The organism is Citrobacter sp. TBCS-15 (assembly GCF_005280815.1).
Lineage (GTDB): Bacteria > Pseudomonadota > Gammaproteobacteria > Enterobacterales > Enterobacteriaceae > Citrobacter > Citrobacter werkmanii.
The window spans coordinates 254,337-267,417 of record NZ_SZWK01000251.1; the positions used below are offsets into that span (position 1 = coordinate 254,337).

The 13,081-nt window shown below is 49.0% G+C and carries 12 protein-coding genes; 5 read left to right on the plus strand and 7 right to left on the minus strand.

Features of this window, described 5'->3' with window-relative positions:
- Positions 1-13: 13 nt before the first annotated feature.
- Positions 14-403, minus strand: coding sequence for a helix-turn-helix domain-containing protein (locus tag FDW96_RS14055; RefSeq protein ID WP_042311638.1), 390 nt, complete (start codon positions 401-403; stop codon positions 14-16).
- Between the two features lie 423 nt (positions 404-826).
- On the opposite strand from FDW96_RS14055, the gene FDW96_RS14060 reads away from it, so the two are divergent.
- Together FDW96_RS14060 and FDW96_RS14065 are read left to right on the plus strand one after the other, a co-directional pair.
- The gene (locus FDW96_RS14060) at positions 827-1,627 is read left to right on the plus strand and encodes a winged helix-turn-helix domain-containing protein (RefSeq protein ID WP_061380930.1); all 801 of its coding nucleotides are present in this window, start codon (positions 827-829) and stop codon (positions 1,625-1,627) included.
- Positions 1,617-2,090 carry a hypothetical protein gene (locus FDW96_RS14065; protein ID WP_137349121.1) on the plus strand — a complete coding sequence of 158 codons (474 nt, stop codon included), beginning with the start codon at positions 1,617-1,619 and terminating at the stop codon, positions 2,088-2,090. Before FDW96_RS14060 ends, FDW96_RS14065 begins: the two co-directional genes overlap by 11 nt.
- Positions 2,091-2,094: 4 nt before the next feature.
- On the opposite strand, the gene FDW96_RS14070 is transcribed toward FDW96_RS14065, so the two are convergent.
- The gene (locus FDW96_RS14070; protein WP_042311635.1) at positions 2,095-2,907 is read right to left on the minus strand and encodes an AraC family transcriptional regulator; all 813 of its coding nucleotides are present in this window, start codon (positions 2,905-2,907) and stop codon (positions 2,095-2,097) included.
- Between the two features lie 252 nt (positions 2,908-3,159).
- Here FDW96_RS14070 and FDW96_RS14075 point away from each other — a divergent pair, with 252 nt between their 5' ends.
- Together FDW96_RS14075 and FDW96_RS14080 are read left to right on the plus strand one after the other, a co-directional pair.
- On the plus strand, positions 3,160-4,560 hold the full coding sequence (locus FDW96_RS14075) for an MFS transporter (protein ID WP_137349122.1): 1,401 nt from the start codon (positions 3,160-3,162) through the stop codon (positions 4,558-4,560).
- A gap of 10 nt (positions 4,561-4,570) precedes the next feature.
- Complete coding sequence (locus tag FDW96_RS14080) at positions 4,571-6,526, plus strand: glycoside hydrolase family 127 protein (protein ID WP_137349123.1); 1,956 nt, start codon at positions 4,571-4,573, stop codon at positions 6,524-6,526.
- Between the two features lie 87 nt (positions 6,527-6,613).
- On the opposite strand, the gene FDW96_RS14085 is transcribed toward FDW96_RS14080, so the two are convergent.
- Entirely contained in the window at positions 6,614-7,354 is a 741-nt protein-coding gene (locus FDW96_RS14085; protein ID WP_038635252.1) for a MipA/OmpV family protein, read from the minus strand.
- A gap of 121 nt (positions 7,355-7,475) precedes the next feature.
- Between FDW96_RS14085 and FDW96_RS14090 the strand changes: the two genes are divergently transcribed.
- A complete protein-coding gene (locus FDW96_RS14090) occupies positions 7,476-8,426 on the plus strand; it encodes a LysR family transcriptional regulator (RefSeq protein ID WP_042311631.1) in 951 nt (316 codons plus the stop codon).
- A gap of 16 nt (positions 8,427-8,442) precedes the next feature.
- Here FDW96_RS14090 and FDW96_RS14095 read toward each other — a convergent pair whose 3' ends face one another.
- The 4 genes from FDW96_RS14095 to yiaY all read right to left on the minus strand — a co-directional run bounded on the left by FDW96_RS14095 (position 8,443) and on the right by yiaY (position 13,022).
- A complete protein-coding gene (locus tag FDW96_RS14095) occupies positions 8,443-9,579 on the minus strand; it encodes an HlyD family secretion protein (RefSeq protein WP_042311628.1) in 1,137 nt (378 codons plus the stop codon).
- A gap of 5 nt (positions 9,580-9,584) precedes the next feature.
- On the minus strand, positions 9,585-9,908 hold the full coding sequence (locus FDW96_RS14100) for a DUF3302 domain-containing protein (RefSeq protein WP_042311625.1): 324 nt from the start codon (positions 9,906-9,908) through the stop codon (positions 9,585-9,587).
- 331 nt (positions 9,909-10,239) lie between these two features.
- A complete protein-coding gene (aldB, locus tag FDW96_RS14105) occupies positions 10,240-11,778 on the minus strand; it encodes an aldehyde dehydrogenase AldB (RefSeq protein ID WP_038635264.1) in 1,539 nt (512 codons plus the stop codon).
- A 92-nt stretch (positions 11,779-11,870) separates the two neighbouring features.
- Positions 11,871-13,022, minus strand: a complete 1,152-nt coding sequence (yiaY, locus tag FDW96_RS14110) for an L-threonine dehydrogenase (RefSeq protein ID WP_137349124.1) — start codon at positions 13,020-13,022, stop codon at positions 11,871-11,873.
- Between the last annotated feature and the right edge of the window lie 59 nt (positions 13,023-13,081).

Sequence of the window (13,081 nt, forward strand, 5' to 3'; positions counted from 1 at the left end):
TGTCGGACTTATATTAAAAATCAACTAAACCATATAGCGGTTTTATATTATTCAGTCTTATAATGTAGCCACTGCCTTTAACATTAACAATGGTATCTGCAGGCAACCCTAAAAGGCTCAATTTTTTATTCAAATTACTTACTACTTTGCATAACCGTTGTGTTGAGGCACTTAAGTCATATTTTTCCCAGATATTGCTAAGTAATTCATCTCGCGATACATATCGATTCTCGGCGTTTATCAAAAGATAGATCAACAGACGAAACATCGTACTATTCAGAAATATACCACCAAATAAAATGATGCTATCCATCTTATGTACCGGAAGTCTAAATATTCTGGCTTCTTTAACATCGAAAAAAATTTCTCTACCAATCATAAATCCCTGTAATTGATATTTCATAGTTCAGCGACTCACTTTAACATCAGCCGATGATATCCAGACATTCTCATTCCTCCTTTACTTTCACACTGCAAGTGTAAAGTGATGAAAATTAATTTCAATATACATTCTGTGCACCCTTCCTCTAGCAACATTCCAGCCAAAATCAGAATAAAATGTAAAATAATATACCGGTTAATAAAATGATACTTTTTCAAGCAGCAAATTTACAGAATAAATCTCTAACAAATCGTACGCACTCATAATGACAATGCAAAACCAATTATTTATCTCAAATCACGGATAATAATTCTGTTTGAGTTTCACTGAAGCATTCTGTTGCGTGATAATCACTTCGTTGAGATTGACCTTAAGCCATTCCACTGAAACTGGGTAATGATGTTTGATGATTTATTCTGATTCAGAACGGACTCTCTTTGTTACATGTTGGGCATGAAAGTGAAAAATGTCATCATTATCAATAAATTAATTGTTTTTGAACCTGATAAAAATCGTCTAACCTCTTTAAAGGATTACCCAGAAAGAAACATCTCGCTGCACGCGCCAGTGTCTGCCTGCCTTTTACTGCTGCTACAGCATAACCATCAGCCCGTTACCCAGAAGTATCTGTTCAGTGAAGTATGGGAAAAAAATGGGGCGATTGTCTCCACCAATGCGATATATCAGAGTATTGCGTTGATCAGGAAAGCTCTCAGAGGAGTAGGTCTGGATGAGGAAATCATATTCACTCTGCCAAAAATAGGCTTCAAAGCTGAAGCTCATGTAGTGACAATTCCTTTCGATGAGTTCATGACCGCTCGCACTGCCCGGCAGGTTGCCGTTCCGGTAGAACTCTCCCCCCCGGCAACCGCTGCAAAAAAAAATATATTCAAGAGTAATTTTCTTCAGCGATCTATATTCATACCACTTCTTGGTGGCATATTTTTACTATTTTTCATTCTCTACTCACATCAGCATGAAAACTCTTTTTATGCTCATTACATAGATATTGGTAAATTACATGGCTGCCAGGTCTACTCGTCATGGTCAGGCAAGGAGAAAAGTACTCAAGTCTTTAACCAGTTCTACGTCAAACAAAACTTAACCTGCCCACCAGCAAAGACTGTATATATGACACTTAATAACTCACAATCCGGAACGTCTATTCTGATATGCCGCGATAAAATAAACTCCTCTCTCGCAAAGTGCAAATCATTATTTTTCATGGAGAAATATGATGACTAAGAAAATTTCTTTATTCTTATGGATTATATTTTTAGCAGGACTGGCGGCCACATTTATCATCCGCTGGCGCACGTCTACCGCGCATAAATATTTTTCCTGTGAAGCCCAATTAACATTGCAGGACCAAATCTCATCTTATGAAGTACTCATGAACTTCACTTTTTCTGGTGATTCGGGTAAATATGAAGCAACCGGTATTTACAGAGATCGACAGGGTCATGAAATAAAAACCAGTAATAAAGTGACTTTTGATTATTGGCGTAAAGGGCAAAATCTTTACCTGTTCTCAAAATCAACAAACGAACTACCTAAAAGGGATATTCCTATCCTTAGCTGGAAACCTGATTTCTTCAGGAAACACAATCGAGGACTTGCCCTGCAAGTCATACAACAGAACGCCGATGGATATTTATTTCTCTACGACCATACCCCTTTATTCTATTGTACACGTAACAACAACTGATCGATTATGAGTTTATATGTTCCTTACAATAGCGCCGTTTCCAGGCCGCTGGGGTCAGGCTGGTATGCTTGCGGAAGATTTTGCGAAAATAGCCCACGTCGTTAAATCCACATCTCCGCGCCACTTCAGTGAGCGACAGCGAATCGCTGATTAATAGTTTTTCTGCCGCCCTCACCCGTTGACGATGCAACGCTTCGGTGAGTGTCAGCCGAAAAGCGCCGCGGAAAACACGTCCCAGATAGTCGGCATTGCAATGCAGTTCTCTCGCCAGCGTTGAAGCACCAATCGGCAGGTGGAACTGGGTGTGAATCATTTGTTGCGCTTTCCATGCCAGCGCATTCCCAGGGCTATCAACAGGTTGCTCACCGGCGGCCGCGGATATTTGCTGCAAAATCAACAACAGGATCAGTTCCAGCGCCATGCTGCGATGAATGTTTTCCTGCTCGCGTAAAAACTGGCGAAACAGCGAAATAATATATTGCGGCTCGCTCACCCTGGTATGCTGAGGAATCGCAAGTAACGGTTCTGTTGATGAAGCATCGTTTCCTGTCGTTAACTCAAAGTGCAGCCAGTAAAATTTTAAATCGGGCGGAAATTGCCCGACGCCAATATGTAAGCGATGCGGCCACAGCAGCAAACTTTCTCCGGCATTCACGCAAAAAACAGTATGGCCTTCGCGAATCGTTAATGTCCCTTTTTCGACAAAGATTATTTCCCAGGATTGCAATTGCCGTGCAGGATGACTGCCGACGCCACGAGAAATAAATAACCCGCCGTTTTGCACTTTAATCGGAAGAGACATGGACAATTCGAGCATATATATTCAAATTCCCGCTTTTTGCATTAATTAAACCGACCTTTACCTTTGATTATTCACGATAAAATTGCTTTTCGCCGGATCGAAATCACATTTTCCCAATGAAGTCGGAATTGTCACCTTTTTATACTTTTCTCTTCCCTTGTTGACTCAAACATATCGTGCAAAATTAATCAGGTATTTTGCAAATTACATCCAAATAACCCGCAGCGTAGCGGGACACTTTCCGAACATCACTTCCGGGAGTTATTTATGACTTCGGCTCCGATTACGACATCTGATTTGGCACAGCGTGCACAAGACGACAAATTATCCCTTCGTGAAAAAATAGGTTATGGGTTAGGTGATGCAGGTGGGACGGTGATTACCTGCCTGATCATGAACTTCCTGACGTTCTTCTACACGGATGTCTTCGGGTTAACACCCGCGCTGGTCGGCACATTGTTTATTGCCCTGCGCGTGTTTGATGCGATTTCCGACCCCATTATGGGCGTTCTCGCCGATCGGACGCAAAGCCGCTGGGGACGCTTTCGCCCCTGGCAGCTGTGGGTCGCGGTTCCGATTGGCATTATCGGCGTGCTGACCTTTACCGTCCCAGACGCCAGCATGGGCGTAAAAATCGCCTGGGCATTCTGCACCTATCTGTTGCTCTCCGTCGGCTATACCGCCATCAACGTACCGTACTGTGCGCTGATTAACACCATGACCACCCGCCACAACGAGGTGATCGCCTGCCAGTCCTGGCGCTTTGTGTTGTGCGGCGTGGCGGGTTTTCTCGTCTCCGTCGGCCTGCCGTGGATGGTGGATGTGCTGGGCCAGGGCAATGCCGCGCAGGGTTACCAGTTCGGTGTCGGCGTGCTCTGCGCCGTTGCAGTGGTCATGTTCCTGTGCTGCTTCTTCTGGGTGCGTGAGCGCGTTCCGCTGGCGATGATGGGGAAATTTACCCTGCGCGAACATATTAGCGGTCTGCGCAAAAATGACCAGTTGCTGCTGATGCTGGTGATGTCGTTCCTGCTGATCAACGTCTTTAATATTCGCGGCGGCGGGTACATGTACTTCATTACCTATGTGCTGGAAGGCAGCACCGCTTACACGTCGCTGTTTTTCACCATGGTAACCTTTGCCTCTATCATCGGTTCAGTGCTCGTCAGCCCGCTGACCCGACGCATTGATACCGTCAAACTCTATTACTACACCAACCTGATGTTGGCCACGCTGGCGGTGCTGATGTGGTTCCTGCCAACCGGCCCGGCTTATCAGACATTGTGGCTGGCGATTATCCTCGGTAACGGCATTATCCTGGGCTTCACGCTACCGCTGCACTTCTCGCTGATGGCCTTCGCCGATGATTACGGCGAGTGGAAAACCGGCGTGCGCTCTTCCGGCATGAATTTCGCCTTTAACCTGTTCTTCATCAAACTGGCCTGGGCCTCCAGTGCGGGGATCATCAGCCTGTTGTTTATTTTTGTCGCCTATCATCCCGGCGCCGGTAATCAAACCGCCAGTTCGTTGCAAGGGATTACTGCCATGGAGACGCTGCTGCCCGCACTGTTCCACCTGCTGCTGGCGCTGTCTGTCCGCATCTGCAAACTCAATAACCCGATGATGTCGCGCATTGCTACCGATCTGCGTCAACGTCATGTACAGCCTTAAGGAGCACGAAATGAATGTACTGGAAGTCGACCTGCATAAGCTCACGGTCAGCGATCCGTTCCTCGGACAATATCAGCAGTTGGTGCGTGACGTGGTGATCCCCTACCAGTGGGATGCGCTCAATGACCGCATTACAGAAGCGGAGCCAAGCCATGCGATCGAGAATTTCCGCATCGCCGCAGGCCTTCAGCAAGGCGAGTTTTACGGGATGGTTTTTCAGGACAGCGACGTGGCGAAATGGCTGGAAGCCGTCGCCTGGTCGCTGTGCCAGAAGCCCGATGCGGAGCTTGAGAAAACTGCCGATGAGGTTATTGAACTGGTCGCCGCCGCCCAGTGTGATGATGGCTACCTCAATACGTATTTTACGGTCAAAGCGCCGGATGAACGCTGGACTAACCTCGCTGAGTGTCATGAGTTGTACTGTGCAGGTCATTTGATTGAAGCGGGCGTCGCTTTCTACCAGGCGACGGGGAAACGTCGTCTGTTAGAGGTGGTGTGCCGCCTGGCAGATCATATCGACAGCGTTTTTGGGCTGGGAGAAGATCAACTGCGCGGCTACCCCGGACACCCGGAAATCGAGCTGGCATTAATGCGTTTGTACGAAGTCACTCAGCAACCACGCTATATGGCGCTGGTAAATTACTTTGTTGAGCAACGCGGTGCGCAACCTCATTTTTATGACGAAGAGTACAAAAAACGCGGCCAAACGTCTTACTGGCACACCTACGGTCCGGCGTGGATGGTGAAGGATAAGCCCTATAGCCAGGCACACCAGCCTGTTTCAGAGCAGCAAGAGGCTATCGGTCATGCCGTACGTTTTGTTTATCTGATGACCGGCGTGGCGCATCTGGCACGCCTAAGTCAGGACGAAAGCAAGCGTCAGGATTGTTTGCGTCTGTGGAACAATATGGCCCAGCGTCAGTTGTATATTACCGGCGGGATCGGCTCGCAAAGCAGCGGCGAGGCGTTTAGCAGCGATTACGATCTGCCCAACGATTCCGTGTACGCCGAAAGCTGCGCCTCAATCGGGCTGATGATGTTCGCCCGCCGGATGCTGGAAATGGAAGCCGACAGCCAGTATGCCGACGTGATGGAGCGCGCCCTGTATAACACCGTACTTGGCGGCATGGCGCTGGACGGGAAGCACTTCTTCTACGTTAACCCGCTGGAGGTGCATCCTAAATCTCTAAAATTCAATCATATTTACGACCATGTGAAGCCCGTTCGCCAGCGCTGGTTTGGCTGCGCCTGCTGCCCGCCCAATATCGCCCGCGTACTTACTTCTATTGGCCATTACATCTATACGCCACGTCAGGACGCACTGTATATCAACATGTATGTGGGCAATAGCATGGAAGTTCCTGTGGCAGACGGCGTGCTTAAGCTGCGCATTAACGGAAATTACCCGTGGCATGAGCAGGTAACAATCGCCATTGAATCACCGCTGCCGGTCGATCATACCCTCGCGTTACGCCTGCCGGACTGGTGTACCACGCCGCAGATTTTGCTGAATGGTCAACCGGTTGCACAAGATATACGTAAAGGCTATTTGCACATCAACCGAACCTGGCGGGAGGGGGATACGCTAAGCCTGACCCTGCCGATGCCCGTGCGTCGCGTATACGGAAACCCACTGGTGCGCCATGTTGCCGGTAAAGTCGCCATTCAGCGTGGGCCGCTGGTGTATTGCCTGGAGCAGGCCGACAACGGCGAAGAGTTGCATAACCTGTGGCTGCCAAAAGAGAGTGAGTTCAGGGTCTTTGAGGGTAAGGGACTGTTCAGCCATAAGATGTTAATTCAGGCGGAAGGCGTGAAGCAAAGTGCCCACAATGCGGCACAACAAGCGTTGTGGCACTACGATGTTTCACCAGCTTCGCGTCAGGCGCATACGCTGACGTTCATTCCGTGGTTTAGCTGGGCAAACCGTGGTGAAGGCGAAATGCGAATCTGGATAAACGAGCAGTAACGATGACGACGGATGGCGGCAGTTAGCCCCATCCGTCAAAGCATCATGAAAAGATTGCCCTCCTCCCTGAGGACAAACGGGTGAGAATCAGAAACGCCAGGTCAGACCGGACATCAAGGTAAAGCTGTCATCGCGATCAACCATCGGGCTATTTTTAATGTCATCCGGCAGCACGCTATAGTTGGCGCTGGCCAGCAGCGTCAGGTTGCTGGTCAACGCGTATTTAGCGGACAGGCCAACATACGGTGTCCAGCTGTCCCCTGGGGAGTAGCTTGATAACCCACTACGGCGGGATTCATTGCCAGAGATGCCGTAGTAATATTCGTTGAAGTTTTCGTCATAGTAGAGCACGCCAATCGCCGGCGTCAGCGTCAGCTTGCCCATTGGCATTTGGCGGAACATAGACATTTCCGCCACCCAGCCATTGCTGTTATCCAGCACATCCGCTGCGGCAGAGACCTTCACGCTGCCCCATTTTTCATGGTGATACCATGCGGCACCCGCCATCGCGGTTGCATCACGCTTGTCCAGCTGCTTCATCGCATGATCGTCGTTATCACCGGGATCAAACTCAAGCGGCATGTAAGAAGCAGTAATGCTAAATTCATTACTTTCACTTTTTGAAAGAATATAGCCTAACGTTGTTTGCCTAAAATAAAATGATTCACTTTCATAACTGATAAGCGGTACTGCATGAACATTATCATTATATCCACGATAAGGAGATTCATTATATACAGCGCCACCGCCAATAGAAAACTCTGCGGCAGTTGCACTCGCCATAAAAGAAAAGGCGAACAGCGCCACAATATTGCGTTTAATTAACATGCCAACATTCCATTTTAAAATAAGCCACAAAGCGGGTGCATAATAATGCTTACAATTTCATCGATGCAACTTCCATATTTATATAGTAATATATACAAACATATATATATTGGGTTTGGCGATGAACAAATTACAACTCAAACACCGGGAACTGAAGATTATTTCGGTAATTGCTGCCAGTGAAAACATCAGTCATGCCGCTACGGTTCTCGGCATCGCACAGGCTAATGTCAGCAAGTACCTTGCTGATTTTGAATCAAAAGTTGGGCTAAAGGTATTTGATCGCACCACCCGACAGTTGACCCTGACGCCCTTTGGTGTAGCGCTGCTACCTTACATCAATGACATGCTGGACAGAAACGATCAGCTAAATAGTTTCATCGCTGATTATAAGCATGAAAAACGTGGCAAGGTAACGGTATATGCACCAACCGGAATTATTGCTTACTTATCGCAACATGTTATTGCAAAAATTCAGGATATCGGTGGTATTACTCTCTCGCTGAAAACCTGCAATCTTGAACGGAAAGCATTTTATGAAGGTGTAGACTTCCCGGATGATTGTGACGTTTTAATTACCTATGCGCATCCTAAAGATGAATCACTGGTCGCCAGCTTTATTACCAAATATGCAGTGATGGCGTTTGCCAGCCCTGAATATATCAAACAGCATCCCATTAACAGCCCTGATGAGCTGGAAAATCATTCCTGTATTTTAATCGATTCCATGATGATTGATGAGGCCAATATCTGGCGCTTCAGCTCCGCGGGCGGCAAGGAAATGCATGATTATCGGGTGACCGGAAACTACGTCTGTGACAATACGCAATCCGCGCTGGCGCTGGCGCGTAATCATCTGGGCATTGTTTTTGCGCCTTATGCGAGTATACAAAAAGATGTTCAGTCCGGATTGTTGGTTCCCTGTTTCTCCGAACAGCACGAATGGTGGCTGGATTTGGTGGCGATTTTCCGCAAGCGTGAATATCAGCCCTGGCGTGTACAGTTTATTCTCGACGCAATGTTAGCGGAGATACGTCAGCAGCTTACTCAGACGCTACAGCTGTCTGAGTAAGCAAAATAGCCTGCACCTAGTGGTCGAGATACAGGTAATGCACCCAACTGGTCATCCGCAACAAGACTTTGCGCATGATTGACACATGTTCGAAGTGGTCAGAGTAAACGGCGACCTGGGCGTAAATCCCATCAGGTAACGCGCTCACGTCCGCATTGTCGTTCAGTTCAATCGTGGCGATCACCCCTTCTGAACCGGGCGTAGAGTTTAATGATTGCAACGCCCCGTTCGACTGGTATGTACCACCCGGTACAGCCGGGCTGATAGCAGCCAGTTTGCCGCTAAATACCTTCCCCGGCAGGGCGTTAAACACCACTTCTGCTTCATCGCCTGGCTCCAGTCGCAGCAGCGAGTTTTGACGGAACTGGGCGATAATTTGCCGTTTCTGTTCCGGGATAAACACCATCACCGGACGCATAGGCAGCGCGGCGGCATAGGTTCCGGGGCGCATCAGCACCTGCGTAACGTAACCATCGCTGGGCGCACGAACCACGGTCTGGTCAAGGTTAAACTCCGCTTCGGCGAGTTGTGCCTTCAGGCTGGCAATTTGCGAATTTTCACCCAGTACCAGGCTGTCTAACTGGCTCTGGATTTGCTGTTGCTCCGCAATAGACGATTTCACCGATGCTTCCTGCGCCAGATAGTTTTGACGAGCCGCATCGATATCGCGTTCAGAAAAAGGGTTGACCTTCGCCTGACTCCCCTGCGCATAGCGCTGGTAATCTTTTGCCAGCTTGTCACGCGTCGCCTTTGCCCGCTGCGTATTAGCTTTCATTTCGTCTAGCTGCGCAACCAGCGCCTGCTCTTTATGCTGAGCGGTGACAATGTCGGCTTTCAGACGATCAACCCGCGCCTGATAACGTCCTGGATTAAGTTTAAACAGAACTTCGCCTTTTTTGATCAGCGTATTCTTCTTATCCGTCACTTCCGTTACAACACCCGTGACCTGCGGCACCACGGGAATAGAAATTACCGCTTTTTGCGCCTTAAAGGTATACGGATGGTTATAATTCATCAGTAATATAAGTCCGCAAACAATGAAAATACCACCCAATGCCGCAGTGGGTACCGTCCATTTATTTACAGGAATTTTAAAAATTTTAAATATCGACCATGCGCATGCCACATAGGTCAGAACAATCAGTAAATCCATCGATATTACTCCGCCGGAGAGGTCTTAACCTCACCCAGTTTCTTTTCCAGATCGGCAACCCGCGCCTGAAGCTGGATCAGGGAAGAATCCGCGCTCTGCATACCCCACCCGCGCTCCGGGCGATAAAGCGTTGCCCAGATCCATAAAAAGGGCCAAATAACATGTAAGGTAAACAAGCTAACCCAGCCCGCAACATGTATAGCGTCGGCATGAGGATGGTTACGTTTCTTTGCAATGAGATAGGGAATATCATGCAGAATAATAATCCCGTAAAAAATGACCAGGAATACAAAAATAAGCACTCCTAATGCAAAATAATCAAGGAACATATTTGCCTCAGGGATTTAAATTAAAGAACTTGGCTGCTATTTATTTAAAAAATAGAGTTGATAATAGTAGTGGAATGACCAGATTGGATGCAATGGGGTTATTTATATAACGATATATGACTTTCTATATACCCGTCGTCTTTCGAACTGCTTCTTTGTTGGTTGCGTACGTTCACCCCAGTCACTTACCGGAGTAAGCTCCTGGAGATTCCCTCTCTTACCGCCTCGAAGCAACACGAAATCCATAGGGTATATTTTTCATACTTTAAGCTGCAGGACATAACTTGATGCCCGGTACGCTAAATGCGACCGGGCAGTAAGTGACGGGATATTAAAACAGCCCCAGCGGTTTATCCGAGTAGCTCACCAGCAGGCATTTGGTTTGTTGATAATGCTCAAGCATCATTTTGTGTGTCTCGCGCCCAATGCCCGACTGCTTATAGCCGCCGAACGCCGCATGTGCCGGATAAGCATGGTAGCAGTTGGTCCAGACACGCCCCGCCTGAATCCCGCGGCCCATCTTGTACGCGAGATTTCCGTTACGGCTCCAGACGCCAGCGCCAAGTCCATATTGGGTGTCATTGGCAATTTCCAGCGCTTCGTCCATGGTTTTAAAGGTCGTAACAGCCAGTACCGGGCCGAAGATCTCCTCCTGGAAAACCCGCATATTGTTCTTGCCAAACAGAATGGTCGGTTCGAGGTAGTACCCCTCCTTTAACTCACCATCCAGCTGCTTGCGCCGTCCACCGGTCAGGACATCCGCCCCTTCTTTCTTACCAATATCGATGTAATTCAGAATGGTTTCCAGTTGACCATGTGAAACCTGCGCCCCCATTTGTGTCACGCTGTCTAACGGGTTGCCGCTGCGGATGCTCTCCACCCGGCGAATGGCTCTTTCCATAAAGCGTTCGTAAATGGATTCCTGCACCAGCGCGCGGCTCGGACAGGTACACACTTCGCCCTGGTTAAAGGCAAATAGCGCAAAGCCTTCCAGCGCTTTGTCAAAGAACGCATCTTCTTCATCCATCACGTCCGCGAAGAAGATATTGGGCGATTTCCCACCCAGCTCCAGCGTGACGGGAATAATGTTCTGCGTGGCATACTGCATGATCTGCTGGCCGACTTCCGTTGAGCCGGTAAACGCCACTTTTGCGATACGTTTAGACGTCGCCAGATACTCACCGATTTCCCCACCCGCGCCGTTTACCACGTTCACGACACCAGGCGGGAGCAGATCGCCGATGACCTCCATCAGCAGCAGCACAGACAGCGGCGTCAGGCGCGCAGGTTTAAGCACCACGCAGTTACCCGCCGCCAGCGCGGGCGCCATCTTCCAACTGGCCATTAGCAGCGGGAAGTTCCACGGGATAATTTGCCCGACCACGCCAAGAGGCTCATGGAAATGATAAGCCACGGTCTCACTATCAACCTCGCTGATCCCCCCTTCCTGCGCACGAATACAGGAGGCGAAATAGCGGAAATGGTCAATCGCCAGCGGCACGTCTGCCGCGCTGGTTTCACGGATGGGCTTACCGTTATCCCAGGTTTCTGCCGTCGCCAGCAGCTCCAGGTTTTGTTCCATACGATCGGCGATTTTGAACAGAATCGCCGCTCTGTCCTGTACGGATGTTTGCGCCCATTTATCTTTTATTTTGTGCGCGGCATCCAGTGCCAGATCGATATCCTTCTTACCGGAAGAGGCCACTTCGCACAGCAATTGCCCGGTGACCGGCGTCAGGTTTTGGTAATACTCGCCGTCCACCGGCGCGACCCAGTCTCCGCCGATAAAGTTATCGTATCGGGCTTTTAACTTCAGAGGGTAACCATACTCGCCGGGATAAATACGCGTTGAAGGGGGGTTATTGGTCATGACCGTCTCCTTGCTGTAGGGGTACTACAAGGGTAGACGGGGCTGGCGAATAATTCGCCAGCCTTTTACTGCTTTACGACAGGTATCACGAATTACATCGCAGCACGATAAATCGCCATGATTTCTTCATGTGTCGCCTGAATCGGATTAGTGAAACCACAGGCATCTTTCAGGGCATTGGTCGCCAGAACGGCAAAATCTTCTTCCTTCACGTTTAGCTCACGCAGACCAGCCGGAATATTCACTTTCTGCGCCAGTTCACGGATCGCCGCGATACAGGCTTCCGCCCCTTGCTCTGCACTCAGTCCAGCAACGTTAACGCCCATCGCAGCCGCGCAATCACGCAGACGAGCGGCAGCAACTTTGCTGTTGAAAACCTGCACATGCGGCAGCAGCACGGCGTTACATACACCGTGTGGCAGATCGTAGAAGCCACCCAACTGGTGCGCCATGGCGTGCACGTAACCCAAAGAGGCGTTGTTAAATGCCATACCTGCAAGGAATTGCGCATAAGCCATGGCTTCACGCGCCTGAGCATTGCTGCCATCTTCAACGGCAACTGGCAGGTTTTCCGCAATCATGGTGACCGCTTTCAGCGCACACGCATCGGTAATCGGGGTCGCAGCAATAGAAACGTAGGCTTCGATAGCGTGGGTCAACGCATCCATACCGGTGGCCGCCGTCAGAGATTTCGGCATACCGACCATCAGCGAGGAGTCATTGACCGACAGCAGCGGAGTGACGTGCTTGTCGACAATCGCCATTTTAATATGGCGTTCTTCATCGGTAATGATGCAGAAACGGGTCATTTCAGATGCTGTACCCGCCGTGGTGTTAATGGCAATCATCGGCAACTGCGGTTTTGCAGAGCGGTCAACGCCTTCGTAATCACCGATATAGCCACCGTTAGCGGCCACCAGCGCGATACCTTTCGCACAATCGTGTGGCGAACCGCCGCCGAGAGAAATAACGCTATCGCAGTCGTTTTCTTTCAGCATTTTCAGGCCAGCAGCAACGTTGCTGGTCGTGGGGTTAGGATGCGTACCATCGTAAATTACGCTGAAAATACCATGTTCCTGTAATGCCTTTTGAATCTCACCAGCCATACCTAATTTGGTCAACATGGCATCCGTGACAATTAGCGTGCGGCGAAAACCATATTCAGCCATGGTTTTCATCGCATCTTTTAATGAATCAGCGCCGATTACATTCACGGAAGGAATAAAAAATGTTGAAGCAGCCATTGTACGATCCTTAATTACTCAAAAGAGTCAGGAAGCATACGTGTGAAATTTCCAACAAA